We start from the raw sequence: 18,972 nt of genomic DNA, 5'->3' as shown, positions 1-18,972 counted from the left end.
GATGCTCAAAATTTGCGCGGGCCGCCTCGCGTGCCCGTGTACGAATCACCGTCTTCCTGCATGCGCTGCAGGCAGTACTTCATCGCCGCGCTCAGCTCGCTTTCGACGAGCCGCAGCGAAATACCGAAATGCTCGGCGATCTCGCGGTTCAGCAGGCCATCCACGCGGGCGGCCAGCAGGATCGCGCGGCGCCGCGGCGGCAGGCCGCGCAGCACGTCCTTCAGTGTCTCGACCTTGCGGCGCGCCGCGACGATGCGCTCGGGATCCGCGAGTTCGTCGGGCATCTCCAGCAGCGTCTCGACGTCGTCGTCGTGCAGATGCCGCCGTTCGCGCCGATGCTGGTCGATCGCGACATTGTTCGCCATCCCGAGTATATAGGCGTCCGCATTCGTCACCTGCGTGGAGACGTTCGCGTTCTCGAGGCGCAGCCAGGTTTCGTGCAGCGCATCGGCGGCGCCGTCCTTCGACCCCGTCACGCGTTCGAGCCGCCTGACCAGGTACGCGTAGCGCGCCGCCAGCAGATGCCTGAGCCCGGAGCGGTTGCTGTCGGACATGGCGGCCTAGCGCCGGACGGCCGGCTGCGGCGCCGGGCAACGGAAATGCACGCCATTGCCGGCCGGGCGCAGCAGGATCGTGACCGGCTGCGGCAGGTCTGCCGGCGGCCCATCGTCCAGCTTCAGCGCGCGCAGCGCGCGCATCACCGCCGCGTCGCGGGCGGCCGAACCGCTCGATGCCACCATGTTGACCGCCACCACCGCCCCCCTGTTGTCGATGCGCACCTGCGCGACGAGTCGATAGCTGCCCGGCACGGCTGCCGGCTGCGCGCACAGCGCATCGATCAGATGCGCCTGCAGCAGGCCCGCGAACGCGCGCCGATCGCCCGAATCGCCGATCCCGTCGATCGGCAGCGCCGGATCCGCCGGCGTGTCGGCCGTCGCGGGCGGCGTCTCGGCCGCCGGCTGCGCGACGATGATCGCTTCGTCCGGACGCGAGAATTCCGCACGCAACCCCGTTCCGGCCAGCATCCGCTCGAGCGCGTTGCGCGGCGTGAAATCGCCCTGGACCGGCGCACTCGTGCGCCCGTCGAGCAGCGGCGCCGGCGCGAGCACGATCAGCTCGGTGAGCCGCGCGAAGTCCTGCAACGTCTTCGCGAGCGGCTGCGCAGGCAGATCGAAATGCACCGCGCTGCCCGGCTGGCGGCCGATGGAACCGGTCTCCTGCGCGTGCGCGCCGCGCATGCACAGCACGACCAGCGCGAGCCACGCGACGAGCGCCAGGACACCGGTCGGCGCCCGTGAACGAGTCATGAATCCCTGGACGGAAGTGGAGTTGCACGCCGCGTGCCAAAGCGCGCGCCCCCGGGAGCGGCTCCGTCGCAAGCGAACGACAGATTGTGAGCGGGCACTGTGACAGTCCGGTGAAGCATGCAGCGGCGCGATTCAATCCACACGGGTTCGCCCATCGTGTTCGCGCGCGGCGCCACGCGCCGCTCAAGGCCGGCGCACGACGAAGTTGCCGATGCCCGTGCCGACGACGGCCATCCGCACGTCGCCGGACCACAGCGTGATCGTCACGGGCACGTCGATGCTTTCGCTGCCGAGCACCACGCGCGACGGCACTTCGCCGCCGCCGGTGTAGCGCACCGACACGCCCGTTACCTCGGTGCCCCAGCGGCGTGCGCGATAGAGATCGTCGGTCATCGGCGCCCAGCTGCCGCTGTCGGTGCGCTGCACGAAGCGATAGCCGCCGCCGACCGGTTGCCATGCGATCGGCATCGATCGCACCTGCGCCTCGTCGCCGGCCGATTCGAGCAGGTTCGCGAGACGCTGCGCCTCCTCCGCCAGATCGGTGCGGCGATTGCGCGACGGCGCGAGCGTCACGACCGCGACCAGCAACCCGACGATCACGAGCACGACGAGCATCTCCAGCAGCGTGAAACCGCGTTGCGTGCGGCGACGCGCGTATCCGCGCGACTGGCCGGCGTACGACGTTCGGGTTTCGTTGAGGCCCGTCATCATGCATTCACCCTCGCGGCAAAGAATGGAAAACGTCTTCTGTCCATCGCACCGACCTGTCGCCATGAAACCGCTCGACCTGCTTCGCATCGCGCCGTCCCGCGCCGATCTCGTGCCGCTCGCGGCGACCCTCGCCGCCGCCGCGGCACTCGCTGCCGTGTCGCTGTGGGCCGTGCGCGTATTGAGCGCCGCCGATGCGCCGGTCGCGGCGCTTGCACCACCGCCCGCGCCGATCGACGTGGCGGCCGGCGCACGGCTGTTCGGCGCGAAACCCGACGACGGCCACGACGCCATCCAGTTGCTCGGCGTGCTCGCCTTCGACGCGCGCCGTGCGGCGGCGATCGTCAGCGTCGGCGGCGATGCCTCGCGCGTCGTGTCGCTCGGCGCGGCGATCGGCGAAGCCGCGAAACTGGCCGAGGTTCGCGCACGCTCGATCGTCGTCGACCGCAACGGGCTGCATCGCGAGATCGCGCTGCCCGCCGCGGAGAAAGCCAACGCATACGTGCGCTGAGCTGCGTATCACTGCACCATGTTGTTCAGCTCGATGATCGGCATCATCACCGCCAGCACGATCACGAGCACTACGCCGCCCATCGCGAGGATCAACAGCGGTTCGAGCAGGCTCGTCAGGAACATCGTGCGGCGCTCCAGCTCGCGCGACTCGCCTTCGGATGCGCGATCGAGCATCGTCGTCACGTCGCCCGTCGCTTCGCCCGAACGGATCAGGTGCACGAGCACCGGCGGAAACGTCTTCGTATGCGCCAGCGCGCGTGACAGCGCCGAGCCTTCGCGCACGCGGACGATCGCGTCGTCGACGTTCGCGCGCATCGCGCGGTTCGACAACGTCTCGCCGGCCGCCTGCAAGGCGCGCAGGATCGGTACGCCGGCCGCGGTGAGAATGCCGAGCGTGCTCGCGAAGCGCACCGTGTTGTAGCCGCGCACGAGCTTGCCCGCGAGCGGCGCGGTGAGCACCCACGTGTCGAACCTGAGCCGCGGCGCATCGCGCGACAGCAGCTTGCGGATCGCATAGGCGATCGCGACCGTCGCCGCGAGCGACGCCCACCACCAGTGCCGCACGAAATCCGACAGCGCGAGCATCACGATCGTCAGCGTCGGAAGTTGCTGCTTGGTGCTGGTGAACACGTTCGCGACCTGCGGCACCACGTAGCTCAGCAGGAACGTGACGATACCGAACGCGATCAGCGTGACGATGCCCGGATACGTGAACGCGAGCAGGATCTTCTGCTTCAGCGCATTGCTCTGTTCGATGTAGTCGGCCAGACGCGACAGCACGATGCCGAGCTCGCCCGTGTGCTCGCCGGCCGCGACCAGCGCGCGGTAGATTTCGGGGAAATCGCGCGGATGCTGGCTCAACGCGTTCGCGAACGAATGGCCGCCGACGATTTCCGCGCGGATCGACGCCATCAGCTCGCGCACGTATTCGCGTTCGGCCTGCTCGCTCAGCACCGACAGCGATTCGTCGAGCGGCAGCCCCGCGACCAGCAGGCTCGCGAGCTGGCGCGTGATGATCGCCTGCTCGCGCTGCGACAGCTTGCGGCCGAGCGACAAGCGTTGATGGCGCTCGCCATGCAGGCGCTGCGCGGCCAGTTCGACGACGAGCGGCGTGAGCCCCTGCGTGCGCAGATGGCTGCGGCCGGCGCGCGCGCTGTCGGCTTCGAGCACGCCTTTCAGCGTGCGGCCGGTGGGATCGATCGCTTCGTAGCGGAATGCCGACATGCCGATGCTCTCCTGTCACGTGCGCGACCGCTTCCGATGACGTCGCGCAGCTTGCCGGACGGAGTCGCCGGGGAAGACTACGGAACGAACCGGCGCAGATTTGTGACGGATGTTGGGCTACCTTTTTGGGCGAGCTTTATTACTTGGCGTCGTTGTTCTTATAACGTAAAAACGATTTCAATCTTATCCAATCAATTAATCTGTCACACATTAAATACGCGCGACCACAATCAATCTTCTATTTACAGATTCTCGCGAAAATGCGAGAAATACATCAAAACGAAAGACATTCGTCGACGTGGAAAATGTTCCGTAACATCCGCCACAAAATCGTCTTGAAGTTGGGATAGCCGTGCGCGGGCTCGCCTGCTACGTGAACGGCTTCCGTCAAGCGTGATGCGGGCTCCCACGCGTGATCCACCGAACGATTCGTCCAGATCTCAATATCTGAACGCTCCAACTTGTGCCGAATGACACTCCCATCCGCGCTTTATCAATGCGAATAACGCAATGGCTAGCTCGATAAAAATGTTACGCACCATTCGTTATGAAAAATTCACACGTTTCATTCTGATTTCCCCCTACATTTACGCGGCGGTCCATAAGCATTCCAACCGCAACAGCAGGGGTTCCCGTTTATCTTCGTTCAAGGAAATTTCTCATGAAATCCAGCAAGCGCAAGATCTGTCAAGTCCTCGCTCTCGTTGTTTCCGGTCTGGGCGCCACGGCCGCAATGGCCGCGGACATCCACGGCGGCGGTTCGTCGCTCGTCGCCCCGACCATCGGCGCGATCGGCAACACCGCGACCGAAATCGGCCTGTTCGGCACCGCCGAAGGCTCGTTCACGTATTACTCGGTTGGCTCGGGCGCCGGCCAGAACGCGTTCCTGAACAACCAGCCGACGTACTTCGGCTCGACGGTCACGGGCACGGTCCACTTCGCGAACAGCGATGCGGCGCTGTCGACCGCCCAGCTCACGTCGTACAAGGCCGGCCTTGGCGCGACCAACGGCCCGCTGATTCAGATTCCGTACATCGTCACGCCGATCACGGTGCCGGTCGTCAACGGCCCGGCCGTGACGAGTACGACGACGCCGCAAACGACGCCGGGTCAAGCGCACAGCATCGCGCTGAACGACGACGATCTGTGCGGGATCTTCTCGGGCCGTATCACCGACTGGGCTGGCACCGTCGTCAATGGCGTCCGGACCAACGCGCTGATCAATCCGGAAACCGGCTCGCCGTACACGACGACCAGCACGCCGATCAAGGTGGTTTATCGCGCGGACGGCAGCGGCACGACCGAACTGCTGACGCGCCATCTGGCCGCCGTGTGTACGACGACCAACACGAACGCGGGCGTCACGTTCGCCGATTCGCTGACGTTCACGGCATCGTTCCCTGGCGGCACGGTGCCGGCGAACTTCGTCGCGGCATCGGGCAGCAGTGGCGTGCGTAACGCCGTGGCGAGCTTCTCGTCGGCTGGTACGGCAGCCATCGCCTACCTGAGCCCCGATTACACGAACACGTTCCTCGCTCCGTCGAGCACGGTCGTGACGTCGGCCGGCGCGCTGCAACTGCCGGTGGCCAGCCTCGTGAACGCGAAGAACAGCGCGTACTACGCGCCGACGTATGCGAACGCGTCGACGGCACTCGGTTCCGTCCTGCCGCCGGCGAGCAAGCTCGCCGCCTCGAATCAGGCGAACTGGGTTCCGAATGCCGGCAACCCGGCTTCCGGCTATCCGGTTTCGGGCACGAGCCAGATTATTCTGAGCCAATGCTACAGGGATGCGACCGTCAAGACTGCGGTTCATGACTTCCTGAACAGCCACTACACGAACGCCAGCTTCGCGTCGATCGTTCATGGCAACGGCTTCGACACGGTTCCGTCGAACTACCAGACGGCCATCTCGAACGACTTCCTGAGCAACGCGAGCACGTGGAACCTCGATATCGGCAACGCGAGCGTCTGCACGGGCACGGTGGTCGGTCGATAAGTCGTCGACATACTGACTACCGGGATCCAAACTGCTGCGCCTCTCGGTTACGAGGGGCGCAGTTTTATTTGAAAGCCACCAGCCTATTCATCAGGCGACCCGTAACTTCCCGATCCACGTCATTGCAATCGGACAGGCCGCTTCGTCTCGCGACGTGTAAAGCGCCCGGCGAACGACTGTCAATACGGCTCGCGCTTCCCTCTATACGAACAGCAAGAATCCGAATCACGGGGGACACTCATCCCGTCTTTGATCGAATGATCCGTGCGGCGCACGCATACAAAAAACGCGAGCGCCGATACTTACCGGCTACCCGCGTCGCGCCACGCTTCGATCAGATCTTGCCCAACCTGTTACGCTCCTCCGATGTCAACGCGGCCCGTTGCGTGGCTCCGGGTTGACCGAAGCCAAGAATCGACACCGCGTTCGACGAATCGTAGCCAACCTGCTGCTTGTGCTTCTTCGCGCCGTCGCCACCCATATCGCCGAAGCCCTCCACCTGCACCGAGATCGTCCAGCGACGCACCGCCCCACCTGCCGCATTGTTCTTCGCGATATCCTGCGCCACCTGCGTGGCAGCCGATGCGGCAGCACTCGCGGCCGTCAACGCACCGGTATTCACCGCTTGCACGAGCGGGATGCCGGTCGCTTTGCCGGTTACCTGGATGTTGTCGGCATTCACCACGCGCAGCGCGGCAACGTTCAAGTTGCCCGCACGAATACCAGCATCGCCCGCATCGACCGTGCCGCGAGGCGCGATCAGGTTGATCGTACCAATCGGCACACCGGGCACGCTTTGCAACGTTGCAATGCCCGCGCCCGTAACCTGCCCGCGTGCGTCGACCGTGCAATAGTGGTTCGCATCGCACACGTATTGCGGCGCCGGTGTGTCAGCCGACGACTTCGCACCCTTGCCCGCATTGATGTCGCCGTTCGAACTCCAGATCGTCATGTCGCCGCCCTGCTCGGTGAAGATCCGGCTCTGGGCGAGCAGCACGCTGCGGTCCGTAAAGATGTTGATGTCCCCCTTCTCGAGCGTGAGGACACCCATCGTTCCGGGCCCGGCAATCGTCTTGCCGGTCGCACTGTCGACGATCTGAGGCGGTGCGGATGTGCTCCCGATCAGCGCCTGGCCGCCCGGGCCGAGGATAGACACGTTACCGCCCTGCTGGGTCTGGATGGTCGTGCTGCGAATATCCAGGTCGCCCGTATCGGTCAGCTTGTTCGCACCGTTGCTGCCACCGCCGAGATTGTTTGCCGTGTAGCCCAGCGAAGCCGGGAACATCGTATTGAGCGCCTCGTAGCCGCGCGCGTATTTCTGATAGTACGGACTGGTCGGGTTGTTGTAATCCTCGCCGACGCTGGTCAGCACCTTGAACAGCACCTGCTCGGCAAAGAGCTGCTGGACATACTGCGGCAGCGCCTTGAATTTCGACCAGGCCTCGTCCGCGCTCAACGGCTTAATCGCCGGCTGATCGTTGACCAACCCCGTGTCGACCGAGAGGCCCGCCTCGTATTGCTCCATGAACGTAACGAGCGCGGGCGTCGCGCTGGAAACACCCGGCACGGACTTCGCCGGATCGACATACGTCGAGACGAACGAAGAGGTATCGATACCCGGCCCGACACCGAACAGTACATTGATATTCGCGCTCTCGTGGGGCAAATACGGATTGTTTACGTTGCCTATCGCGTTGATACCGGTGGTTATGCCAGCCGCGTTCGTTACGCCCGACAGATTGGTCAACGGTCCGATATTGCGGCCGGCTTCGATGTCGAACGTGCCGGGACCGCCGATATTCAGCGCGGGCAAACCCGACGCGTGCGTATCGTAGATATCGCGCCCCGCCACGATCCGCGTCACGTCGGATCTGCGCAGATTTTGTCCCAGGAAGGACAAGTTGACGATATCCCGGCCGGCCTGGATCAACGCTGGTTTGTCGATCACCACCGGAACCACGAAATTAAAGATTGACGTATTTCCCGGTACGCTATCGACAATATCGCCGTTCAGACTGTAGATCCGCGCCGGTACGGTATCGTCACCATGCAGGGCAACCGGATCATGTGCCGCCGCCGATGCAATCGTCGGGTTCGCGACGAGAACATTCGGCTTCGCCGGTGACGGCATCGCGGACGGATCGACGTCGAGCATGCCGAACGCAGGAAACCCGCTGACAATCAATCCGTTGACACTCGACAGATTGACGGACTGATCGGCGATCAGGCTCAGGTCGCCAGACGCCGACGGATAGAGCAAGCCGCTCGCCGCCACCGTGATGCCGCCGTCAAACGCAGTGAGGTTCACCGACGCCGGCAGAACGGACGACAAATCGTTCACCCCCGGCAGCTCCGCATTGGTCGCTCCACCGCCGATCAGGCTGATATTCGAAAGCGTGCCGATCGCGACGTCACCCGTCGTCGAAACGATATTGACGGCGGACGTCGACGAATAGCCCTTCATGTCGGCCTGTTGCTGGTACGCACTCAACAGCACATTGCTCTGTACATACGACGGATCGAACACACGCCCGATGCTGACGCCTTGTCGCGCGCTTACGTCGAGCACGCCATCCTGTGTCGCCAGCAGCGTATCCATCGCTGCGGGAGGCTGGCCGTCGAATGACGAAGGCACCGCAATATCCGACCCGATCTTCCCGCCTGCCGTGATCGTTCCTGATCCCTTCGCGACGAAGTAGCCGCCGCTCAGAATATCCCCACCGGCTCGCACCGACAGGTTGCCGCCGCCGACCGTATTGACGGTCGGCGCATCCGTCTTGGTGCCGGTCAACCACCACGTGGTCGGCAGCGACACCGAGAGGTCGGAAATATTCCCGCCAGCCGACACGGACACGTTGCCACCCGCGCTCAACACGCCTTGATCGAATGCGCCGAAGTTGATCGACGTCTGTACGGTCTGCGACACGGGATTGGTCGCGCCGACCATCCCGGTCGGATTACCGATCTGCATCCACTGCCACCAGAATGGGCTGATGTTGGCGCCTTGCCGCCCGGTCACCGTCCCATTCACGTCGGTCAGATACTCCGCGCCCTTGATATCGCCCTGCGCATGAATCGTGATATCGCCGGCCGAGTCCGGATTGACGACCGGCGTGACCAGAATATCCGGATTGTTGTTCTGGCCATGAATGATGGAAAGGCTCGTGCCGGCCGGCGCCCCCGCCGCAGGCGCGCCGCCTGTGTAAATCACGCCGGGAACGGTTATGTCGGGGCTGTTCGGCTGGATCGAACTGCTGTCGAATAGCGCGATGTCATTGCCCGCCGCGATATCGATCGAACCGGTACCGGTGCGTATCGTCGTCGGCGCCAACACCGCCAGGCCGTTCCCGTCCACGAACGCAGTATGCCCGTCGAAGGTCACGCTCTTGCCGTTCGATCTCCCTCCCGTAGCCGACGCCTGGAGCGCCAGCGGATTCGTGCTGTTCAGATCGGCCCCGGCCACCACACGGAATGAACTGCTCGATCCCCCCGTCAGCGAAGCCGACGCCAACGGAATCGGATTCGTCGCGACGGACGTCGGGGCTGGCGAATTGTCCGCCACGGCAGGCAGGCTGATCGTCGGGGTCGCGATCACCGAAACGGGCTGAGCGACCGGCGCTACGAGAGGAGCCAATAGCGGCCATTGCTGGCCGTGCTGGACGGTGTACTGGACAGAATCAGACAGATACTTCTGGTACTGATTCAGATAGATCAGATAGGAACCCGGATTCGATGCCTGCTCGGTTGCGGTCGGCACAGTCGGTGCAACGGGCTGCCCAGGTAGCATCACGCTGTGATTCTGACCGTAAAGAGCGGCGATGATTTGGATACTGCTGTCGTCCGTCGGCAGTTGCAACGCCGACGAAAGACCTGGTGCGGTCGCTCCCAGGAAATTGGCATAGGCTGAATACAGCGCGTAGTACTCGGCAATCTCATCCGACGTACCGCCAACCGCGTGACCAGGGCCGGACACCAGGCCTCTGCTCGCGTAATACGAAATTCCGTACCCGATATCCGCGTAATGTCCCGACGGCGCGTCAAAAATCGCCTGTGCCGCCGCCAACGTCGACAACGGCGGCACCGGAATCGTCCCCCCGCCGCCCAGCGGATTCGCGATCTGGAAGAATCCGTCCGACAGGCTGGCCTTCACCTTCACGTTGTTCTCGGCACGCAGCGTCACAACCGGCGCCTGCCCATCGAACCGGAACGCGAGATTCGTCGGCGATGCACCCGCGCCGAGGTTCCAGTTCGTCAGCACCTGAATATCGCCGCCGTTGATCGCCGGGCTCGGGTTGTCGAGCTCGATCCCCGGCACGATGCGTGCGTTCGCGATGTTCTTGCCAGCAAACGGATCGACCAGCGTATCGAGCCCGTGCTGTACGAACCCCATCAGCGTGCCCGGCGCCGCCGTCGACGCATCGCCGTTCTGATAACCGTAGAAAGTCTGGTGATCCGTATTCGCGCCGCCGCTCGCGGGCGCGAAATACATGTTGTTCAGCCCGCCGAAACCAATGTCCTTATCACCGCCTTGAAGCTGCACCTGCGTGACGCTCGTCGCCACGCCGGTAGTCTGATTCGTCAACGTGCCGCCGCCCGAACCGTCCGGCGCGAACGAGAACGTCGCCGGCGTGCCGGACGTCCCTTGCGCCGTGAACGTGCCGGCCAGCAGATGCCCGCTCTTGTCATACCACCCCGCCGGGTCGATGACGCCGTCGAAGTGCTGCGCGCCCGTCGTCGCGTCCGTCGTGCTCCATACCGCATACGCCTCGAGCGTCGTCGCGCGCGAGCCGACGATGCCCTTGCCGTCGTTGAACGTATCCGGCAAGTTGAGCTTCACGCCGTTGTCGGCCAGCAGCGGCGCACGGAAATTCACCGTGCCGCCCGACAAACCGCCGGCCGTCCCGCCCGACACGTCGATCAGCGCATTCGCGCCGAGCGTGATCGCGCCCGCGTTCGCACGCAGGATGTTCTCGTACCCATAGGTTGCGTTGTACGCGACCGAATTGCCGTTCGCGTCGACGATCGTCGGATCGAACATTGCAGTCGTGCCGATGTTGACCTTGCCGCCGCGCTGGTTCGGATCGGAGCCGCGCGCCAGCAACGAACCTTCGATGTCCACGCCGTTGCGGCCGTACAGGTCGATCTCGCCGCCTGCCTTGCCGGACGCGTCGATCGTCCCGAGCACGTTCACGTTGCCGTTCGCCGTATCGGCCGAGCTTCCCGAACCACCGTCGGCCGTCAGCAGCACCGAATGCGCGGTCAGCGTGTTGCCCGGCGACAGCGTCAGGTTGCCCGTCTTCGTGTGGACGGTGATCGCCTGGTTCACGCCGCTCGATGCAAGCGTCTTCGACAGCGCATCGAGATCCGCGGCACCACCGGTATTCAGCGAGAACGACCCGCCCGCATAACCGCTCGCCGCGCCGCCCTTGATCGTGCCGTTCAGGTTCACGACCTGTTGCGGCGCCGACAGCGAAAGACTGCCTGCCGCACCACCGCCGCTGGCGCCGGAGAAATCGAGCGTCGAGCCCGCCTGCACGTCGACGGTGCCCGCATCGGCCGTCAACGCAATCGAACCGGCCGGCGCGTAGCGCGTCACATCGAAAAACTGTTTCGACACGCCCGCCGCGCTGACCGTCGAGCCGCCGCCGATCGTCAGGTTGCCGGTCGTCGCCTCGACCGTCACGTTGCCGGCCGGCGCGCTGATCGTCGCGCCGTTGTCAGCGACAGTACCGCCGATGAAGGTCCATGCGCCGCCGACCGCGTCGCGCTTCAACGCCGTGCCCGACGCGCCGTTCAGCGTCAGTGCGCCTGTCGTCTTCACGGTGGCGGCCGAGCTCGTATCGGCAAGGTAGACCGGTGCATTGAGCGTCACCGGCAGTGCACCGAAGTCGAACGTGCCGGTACCCTGGCCAACGATGCCGGCCGTCGCGTTCATCACCGCCGAGCCGAAGCCGCTGGCCGCCTTCGTGCCCGCGCCGAAGTCGATCTCTTTCGCATTGACCGTCAGCGTGCCGTTTCCGGCCGTCGTCGTACCGGGCGCGGCGCCCATCTCGTTCGTGAACGCGACCTGCTGCGCATTCAGCGTGACGTGGCCGCCATCGCTCGTGAACGTGCCCGCACTCAGATCGACGCCGTTGCCGAACGTCGCGTTCACGTCGCCGACGAAACCGATCGTGCCGTAGCTGCGCAACGTCACTTGCTGCGCGTTCGCGAACTGCGCGAGGCCGGCCGGATCGACGACGAAGCCCGGCAGGCTCGCCGCCGACGCACCGCTCGCGTTGGTGAACGTGATCGCGGAGCCGTCCGCCGTGATCGACTTGGCCGACAGCACCGCGGACGGATCGACCTTCAGGTCGCCGGACGAATCGAGCAGCAACGCCTGGCCGCCCGCGAGCGTCGCGCCCGCGCCGACCGTCAGCAATCCCGTGCCCGTGCCGCCGGTGCGCGACAACGGCGCCATCGCGCCGTTCGACACGCGCAGCAACGCACCGTCGCCGGCGATCGCGATCGGCTGGTCCTTGGCTGCCGGGTAATCGCCCTGCGCGGCGATCGATGCACCGGCATCGACGCGCAGCCCATTTGCCGCGTTCGGATCGGTGCCGCTGCCGTCGGTCTTCGTGACGAGCAGGATCTCGGGGCCCTTCAGCGCCGTGTTTCCGTCGTTGGACACGACGACGCTGTTCGCGATCGGCGTGATCGTGACGCCGCTCGTCGTCGCCGCGCGCGTGCCGCCGATCAGCAGGCTGCCCGCGTTCAGCGAATCGAGCGCGTCGCCGGCTATCTGCAGATAGCCGGGCAGCGCCGCGCTGCCGTTACCGGTGATCTGGATGTCCTGCGACGCGATGTCGACCTGGGCCGGCGCGCCGCCCGCACCGGCAGCCGCATTCAGCGTCGCGCCGAGCGACAGCGCCTTCGTCGCCGCCAGCACCAGTTGGCCGCCGTCCACCGGCAGCGGCGGCGTCACGTTGCCCTTCGTCGCGGCGAGTTTCGTGAAATATGCGTTCGCGCCCGTCAGCGTGTATTGCGAGTATTGCTGCCACACACTGTTCGACTGCACGTTGAACAGCGTCGGCGTCGCGCTTCGGCTGCCCGTCAACGCGTCGGCGAAATACCCGGCCGTCACGACCGAGCCATCCTGCAGCACCTGGTTCGCGCCCGGCACGAGATTGCCGGCCGTGTTCGACACCGTGACGCGATACGCGCCCGGCAGCGTCGCGTACTTGCCCGGCAGCAGCGTGTAGTAGCCGGGCGCCAGCCCCGGCACGCCCGACAGATACACGGCCTTGCCGACCGGGTCGGTCAGGCTCGCCTGCCCGACGCCCATCGTCGCGGTCACGGTCGATGCCGTGCCGTTTGCATTGGTGGAAGGCTGTATCGTCTGCGCAAGGGTCGGGTCATACGCCGCGACCGGTGACTGCTTGCCCGGCACGATCGCATAGACGTTGCCGGCTCCGACATTGACCGGCACGGCCGTCGCACCCTTGCCGCTTGAATAGCTCACGTTGTATTGCGACAGCACGTCGCGCGTGCCGCCGGTACCCGGCACCCATTCGATGGCCTGCAGGTCGCCGCCGCCGGACAGGTCGATCGTCGCGCCCTTGTCGAGCGCGACATTGCTGCCGTTCACGCCCACGTATTTCGCGGGCGGTGCGGTCAGGTCGGACGTCGTGTTGCCGGCAAGCGGATTGAACTGCCACTCGACTCCGTCGATCGTCGCGCCGTACGGAATGACCAAGCCGCCGTTCGAAACCGACGTCACGCTGCCGTTCACGAGCTTCACCGTATCCGTCGCGACAAGCGGCAACCCGGCAAACTGGGCCTGCGTTGCCGCATTCGACGGATCGCCCACGCCGAACACGATCGTGCCGGACGGCGCGCGCACCGTGCCGCCCTGCACGATGTTCGTCGCGTCCACGAGCAGCGCGCCACCCGCCGACAACGGCGTGCCCGACACGCCGTTCGACGTGAACATGACCGTCGTCGGCGCCGGTTTGCCCGTGGCCGAATCGGTCGGGCCCACCGCGGCGACAATGAACGTGCTGCCGGTCGACGGATACAGATCCGCCGCGTTGAACGTCAGGTCGCCCGGCGTATAAAGAATTCCCGGCGCGGTACCGGCCGTGGACTGACCCGCGTTCGTCGAGCTCAGGCGTATATCGCCGCTGCTCGTGAAGTTCGCATGAGCGAAATTGTTGAGCTGGGCCTGGTTCTTCAGATCGATGAACGATGCGTTCACGTTCAGCGTCGCATCGGACAGTGCCGCGACCGGCTTGAACTGCAGCGACTGCAACTGGATGGGTGGCCCCGACAACGCAACGTACGGCGCGTTGATCTCGACCGTCGTACCCAATGAAGGCTGCGGTTGCGCGAGCAAGCCGTCGACGGCCGCCGAGAGCGTTCCGTCGGCCGAGCGCGCGGGTGTCGACAGCAGCGACGATAGTTGCCCCATGCCGATGGCGGCGACGCGCCCCGTGTTCAATGTCACGGATTCCGGTAACGACAGCGTGACGTTGCCGGCAAACAGGATCGGTATTGATGGCGCACCGTTGGGCGGTATGCTGCTGCCCAATACCAGATTGGCGATGCCGGATCCGTCGAGCCGGTCAGCCGCGAACTGAAGGACGCCGCTCGACTGCCCGATCGGCAAGCCGGTGGTCGAATCGATCGCCGACGCGAAACTCTGCCCGGGCATCAGGCCCGCGGGCACGAATGTGCCGTCTTGCCGCACGACGAGCGCGGTGGCGGTCGAGCCGTTGCTATGCGGGTTCGCCTGGCTCGGCAGGATCGTCAGCGTGCCGCCCCTCGCCTGCGTGGCGCCCGGACGTCCGGCCAGCGTCGCATCCGCGAACAGGCCGTTCGCCGCCGACAGCGTGATCGAGCCGGCATCGCTCCACGCCGGCTGCGACGCGTATGTGCCATTGGGCTGCAACTGGTCGAATGTCGCCGACGTGCCGGATACGTCGATCTTCGAGCCCGACTGCGCGACCACGTAACCCGTATCGCTCGACATCGTGACCGAGCCGCCCGCCAGCACCTTGCCCGTGTTCGGCACGACCGTCGTCGCGCCGATCTTGACCGGCGCCGCAAGCGGATTGGCCAATGCCGTGCCCGATACGTCGAGCGAAGCATCCGCGCCGAGCCAGACCGACTGGCTCGCGCTCATGAAACCCGTGCTGAACTGCCCGGCCTGCGCATTCGTGCCGTTCCCGTCCGCGCTCAGCGTGATCGACCCGCCCGGCGCGACGATGGAGCCGAGTACCGTAACCTGCGCCGGCGACCCAAGGCCAATGCTCGCAGCGGCATCCGCGTGGATCGATGCGCCTTCCGACAGCGTGACCGCGCCGGTGACGCCCGGATACGACGGCGTGGTGGCAAGCTGGCCCTGCCGCCACGACGTATCGTTGCCGGCCGTCAGGACGAGATTCGTTGCCTGCCGGTGATACGCATCGAGCTGCCCGATCGTGGTCAGGCCGCCTGCCGCCAGGTTCACACCCGTGGCCGCCTGCTGAAGCGCGAACATGTCCGGAATACGATTCAATTGCGTGACGGCAACGGATGCGCCGGGTGCGACCGTCGTGTCGTAGAACGCATTCAGCACATACTTGCCGAAACCCTGCCGTGCAAAGAAGGTTTCCGGGAGATAGACGTCCCAGGGCGACGCGGCGGCTTCAGCGCCGCCGATCCGGAATCCGAGCGCCTGCAGCGTCAGCGTGCCGCCACCCGAAAACCCTTCGCTCAGGATCGTGCCGCCCAATGCGATCGTGCCGGCTGTCGGCTGCACGCTGGGCAAGGTCGACCCGCTGTCCGACCCGCCAAACTGTTTCAGCGATGTCGCTGAATACGCCTGCAACGTCACATTTCCGCCGCGTCCGGCAGGCACGCCGTTCTGCATCAGCAGTTGGCCGTTGGACAGCATCTCGCCGCCGCCCGATACGTCCAGTACGCTGCCTGGCTGCAGCAGCACCGAACCCGAGGTGTCGCCCACCAGCCCGCCGCCGATAACGTTCGATCCGAGCAACGCGGAGAGCGTGATGCTACCGCCGTTGATGAACTGGCTGTTGCCCGGCGTCGTACGCGGTGCGGCCTGCACGTCGTTGTTCACCCACTGCCCCGCGGCACTAATCGCGCCCTGCGGGCCGACGATCATGTTGCCGCCACTCGTGATCGAAATCACCCCCGACGGCACGGACAGGCGGCCGGCCACGTTGACGTCGGTACCGGCCACCGGGCTATTGATGGTGATGGAGCCGCCTGGCTGCAGGTTCAGCTGCGTGCCTTGCGGCACCACGACGCCCTTGCCGCCCGCCTTGTCCTCGGTCACGTTCAGGTTCGCGAAGCCGCCATTGTTCAACGTCGCGACCGGCACCACGGTGGTCGTGAGCACATTGCGCGGATCAGTCGCCGGCAGCGCCTGCAGCGCCGTCTGGTCGAGCGGCGTGTCGATCGAGAAACCCGGCGAGATGTCGGCAAGTTGCGGCGCCTTGTCCTGCAGCACGACCAAGCCCGCGGTGCCCGACGCAACGTCGTTGTTGTTCGACGTCAGGTGCACCAGCGCGGCGCCGTCGAGCTTCGGATCGGCGCCGAGGTTGAACGTCCCGCCGCTCGGCAGGCTGTTGCCCTGCATCTGCTTCGCGCCGCCGAATGCCTGCGCGCTGATGTCGCCGTCCAGCACGGTGGACTTCAGCCCGTAGATATCGAGCGTGCCCGCGTTGCCGCCGACGATGTAGTCGCCCTGATACGTGCCCGCCGTCTGCAGCGGGTTGTACCAGGACTTCGTCACGCCCCAGCGCGGATGAGATTCGGTGAACTGGCCCGCGATGCCGACATAGGTGTCGTACGGGCTCGCCTTGTCGATCGGCACGATTGCCCCGTTGGCATCGACCAGCCGCGTCGTGTTGACGATCCCGCCGTCGACGTGCACGTAGCCGCCGTTCAGGTTCATCGATGAACCGGTCGCGGTCATTACCTCGTTGCCCGACAACATGATCGAACCGCCGTTGGTCAGCAGTTGGTCGACGGTGCGCGGAATCAGGTTCACATAGCCCGACAGGTTCAGGATCGGGCTGCCGACCCACGACACGCCGTCGCTGCGCGTGCCCGTCAGCGTGCTGTCGAACACGAGATTCTTGTAGCCGGACAGAAACCCGTTGCGCAGCAGCGGCGAATCGGCGAGTTCGTTCTGGCCGATGCGGTCGACCGTCACGAGCGTCTGCGAGATCGGCACCTCGACGTTCGTGAGACCCGACACATCGATCGTCGCGCCGCTGTCGACATAGATCCGGCCCGGCACGGCGGTCTGGCCGGCCGGCGCCTGGGCGCCCGATGCCGACGGCGCGAGCGCCCCGACCGATACCTTCGAACCGGGTGCCTCGATCAGCGAGCCGCCCTGGAACCACACCGAGCCGGCCGTCATGCCGATGCTGCCTGGCGTGAAGGTCGCGCCGGGCGTCGACGGCGTCGTCTGGCCGTTGCCGTCCGGCATCACCGCCGTCACCGAATCGGGGCCGAAGCTCAGGAGGCCAGCGCGACTCGTGGTGCTGCCGGTGCTTTGCGGGCTCGTCGTCACGACCCCCTGCCCGAGATACCCGGCGCCGGTCGGATTGTTGGAAGAATATTCATCGACAGTGGAAATCGTGATCGTGCCCGGCACGTTGACACTCGTCGTCACGCCCACCACGCCGTTCTGCGCGACGCGGCTACCGAGCAGGTTCACGTTGCCACGCGCGGCCTCCACGATGCCGGTATTGGTCAGTGTACCGGCCGGCGTGATGTCGGTCGTCTGGCCGTTCGGGCCGAGCAGCGCGATCTTTCCGCTGAGCTCCGGCAGCAGCACCTGCGGATTCGTCGTGGCGCCGCTGTTGGGTCGCAGGCTTACGCCGACACCCGCCGCGAGCACCACCTGCCCGTCCGTCGCCTTGATATGCCCTGCGTTCGTCACGTTCGGTGCGGCGATCATCACGAAGCCGCCATCGCTCACATTGCCGTTCGCGTGCGTGGTAATCGAGGCGCCCTGCTCGATGGTGACATCGCCCCACGGCTGATACTGGCTGGCCGACGTGAGGTTGACCTGGTTGCCCAGGCCGAGCACTTCGTTCGGCACCGTGCTGTTGCCGTTCACCCCGGCCGAACTGCCGGACTCCGAATACGCGAGCCCGCCCGTCGTTCCGGCCGGCAGGCTGAGGAACTGCTTGTTGCTCGCGACGATCCCCGCGGCATCCTGCGCAAGCGTGCTGTCCGTCACAACCGGAACCCTGTTGACGAAGGTCTGGTTGTAATTGTTCATGTTCAGCACGTCGAGCGACGACGCCACCAGCGAATGCACGTTCACCTGCGACCCGGCGCCGAACAGCACGCCGTTCCGGTTGATTACATACACCGCGCCCTGCGCCGTGATGTTTCCGAGAATCTGGCTCGGCCGCCCGCTCGGATCGTTGATCCGGTTCAGGACGGCCCAGTTGTTCGCGCCGTTCGTCTGCGTGCCGCCCGACTGGTCGAAGTTCAGCGTGGTCTGCCGGCCGACGTTCATCGTCTCCCACGTCAGCACCGCGTTCTGCCCGGTCTGCTTCACGTCGACGTTCACGTGGCCGCTCGCGTCGGTACTCTGCGTCGGCGCGTTTGCGTTGAACCACAGCACCGGATTGTTCGTATCGCCCGACGCGCCCGCCGCCACCTGCAGCCCGCCCGGCGCCAGCCCGTTCGGCACGGTCGACGGCAGCTTCGCCGCGGCCGCCGCCGCATTCTGCTGCGCGGCGATTTGCGCGGCGATCGCGTGCGCGGCATAGCCGAGGTTGCGGATCGACGGCTGGCTCGCCTGCAGCGCCTGCTGCGACGACACGCCGAGATTCGGCACGCCCGGCATGCCGGCGGCGCCGCCCGCGCCGCCACCGGACACACGTGCGACCTGCCCGAGGTTCATGATGCCGGCCCCATGCGCATGCGCGGACACGCCCGCCGCGAGCATCAGCACGACCGCCCGGTAAAGCGGGCTCAGCTCCGATTTCAGGACCGACCGCGAGGCCGTTGCGCGAAGTTGCCGTTCCGTACGTGCGCGTGCTGCCATTCTTGCCACCCCGATGCTAGGAATTTGCGCGCGGCGCCGGTCCGGCACCGCACATGTCGTTGCGCCCGAAACGAGCCGCTGGAATACGAAGACCATACGAAGCGCGAATGGCAGCGACATGGCGACTGTTACGGACCATTCCGGCCGCCGTGAAAAGGTCCGTA

The 18,972-nt window shown here is 65.6% G+C and carries 7 protein-coding genes; 2 read left to right on the top strand and 5 right to left on the bottom strand.

Annotated elements, in window-relative coordinates:
• Window positions 1–5 precede the first annotated feature (5 nt).
• The 3 genes from AC5LXX_RS21355 to gspH form a co-directional block, all read right to left on the bottom strand.
• Entirely contained in the window at window positions 6–554 is a 549-nt protein-coding gene (locus tag AC5LXX_RS21355; protein WP_493413032.1) for an RNA polymerase sigma factor, read from the bottom strand.
• Between the two features lie 6 nt (window positions 555–560).
• Window positions 561–1,307 (bottom strand): secretin and TonB N-terminal domain-containing protein, encoded by a 747-nt coding sequence (locus AC5LXX_RS21350; RefSeq protein ID WP_493413031.1) that lies wholly within the window; start codon window positions 1,305–1,307, stop codon window positions 561–563.
• 183 nt (window positions 1,308–1,490) lie between these two features.
• A complete protein-coding gene (gene gspH / locus AC5LXX_RS21345; protein WP_493413030.1) occupies window positions 1,491–2,018 on the bottom strand; it encodes a type II secretion system minor pseudopilin GspH in 528 nt (175 codons plus the stop codon).
• A 61-nt stretch (window positions 2,019–2,079) separates the two neighbouring features.
• On the opposite strand from gspH, the gene AC5LXX_RS21340 reads away from it, so the two are divergent.
• Complete coding sequence (locus AC5LXX_RS21340) at window positions 2,080–2,526, top strand: type II secretion system protein N (RefSeq protein WP_493413029.1); 447 nt, start codon at window positions 2,080–2,082, stop codon at window positions 2,524–2,526.
• A gap of 8 nt (window positions 2,527–2,534) precedes the next feature.
• On the opposite strand, the gene gspF is transcribed toward AC5LXX_RS21340, so the two are convergent.
• Window positions 2,535–3,752 (bottom strand): type II secretion system inner membrane protein GspF, encoded by a 1,218-nt coding sequence (gspF, locus tag AC5LXX_RS21335; protein WP_493413028.1) that lies wholly within the window; start codon window positions 3,750–3,752, stop codon window positions 2,535–2,537.
• Between the two features lie 661 nt (window positions 3,753–4,413).
• Here gspF and AC5LXX_RS21330 point away from each other — a divergent pair.
• Window positions 4,414–5,748, top strand: a complete 1,335-nt coding sequence (locus AC5LXX_RS21330) for a substrate-binding domain-containing protein (RefSeq protein WP_493413027.1) — start codon at window positions 4,414–4,416, stop codon at window positions 5,746–5,748.
• Window positions 5,749–6,082: 334 nt separating this feature from the next.
• On the opposite strand, the gene AC5LXX_RS21325 is transcribed toward AC5LXX_RS21330, so the two are convergent.
• Window positions 6,083–18,928 (bottom strand): filamentous hemagglutinin family protein, encoded by a 12,846-nt coding sequence (locus tag AC5LXX_RS21325; protein WP_493413026.1) that lies wholly within the window; start codon window positions 18,926–18,928, stop codon window positions 6,083–6,085.
• Window positions 18,929–18,972: the final 44 nt, after the last annotated feature.

The sequence above is a fragment of the Burkholderia torrens genome (assembly GCF_984668525.1).
This window is presented reverse-complemented; position numbering and strand designations above follow the sequence as displayed.

Excerpts from the sequence above, each read along its gene's own strand:
- AC5LXX_RS21325 (WP_493413026.1), bottom strand. The coding sequence starts at position 18,928 with ATGTCGCTGCCATTCGCGCTTCGTATGGTCTTCGTATTCCAGCGGCTC.
- gspH (WP_493413030.1), bottom strand. The coding sequence starts at position 2,018 with ATGATGACGGGCCTCAACGAAACCCGAACGTCGTACGCCGGCCAGTCG.
- AC5LXX_RS21350 (WP_493413031.1), bottom strand. The coding sequence starts at position 1,307 with ATGACTCGTTCACGGGCGCCGACCGGTGTCCTGGCGCTCGTCGCGTGG.
- AC5LXX_RS21355 (WP_493413032.1), bottom strand. The coding sequence starts at position 554 with ATGTCCGACAGCAACCGCTCCGGGCTCAGGCATCTGCTGGCGGCGCGC.
- AC5LXX_RS21340 (WP_493413029.1), top strand. The coding sequence starts at position 2,080 with ATGAAACCGCTCGACCTGCTTCGCATCGCGCCGTCCCGCGCCGATCTC.
- AC5LXX_RS21330 (WP_493413027.1), top strand. The coding sequence starts at position 4,414 with ATGAAATCCAGCAAGCGCAAGATCTGTCAAGTCCTCGCTCTCGTTGTT.
- gspF (WP_493413028.1), bottom strand. The coding sequence starts at position 3,752 with ATGTCGGCATTCCGCTACGAAGCGATCGATCCCACCGGCCGCACGCTG.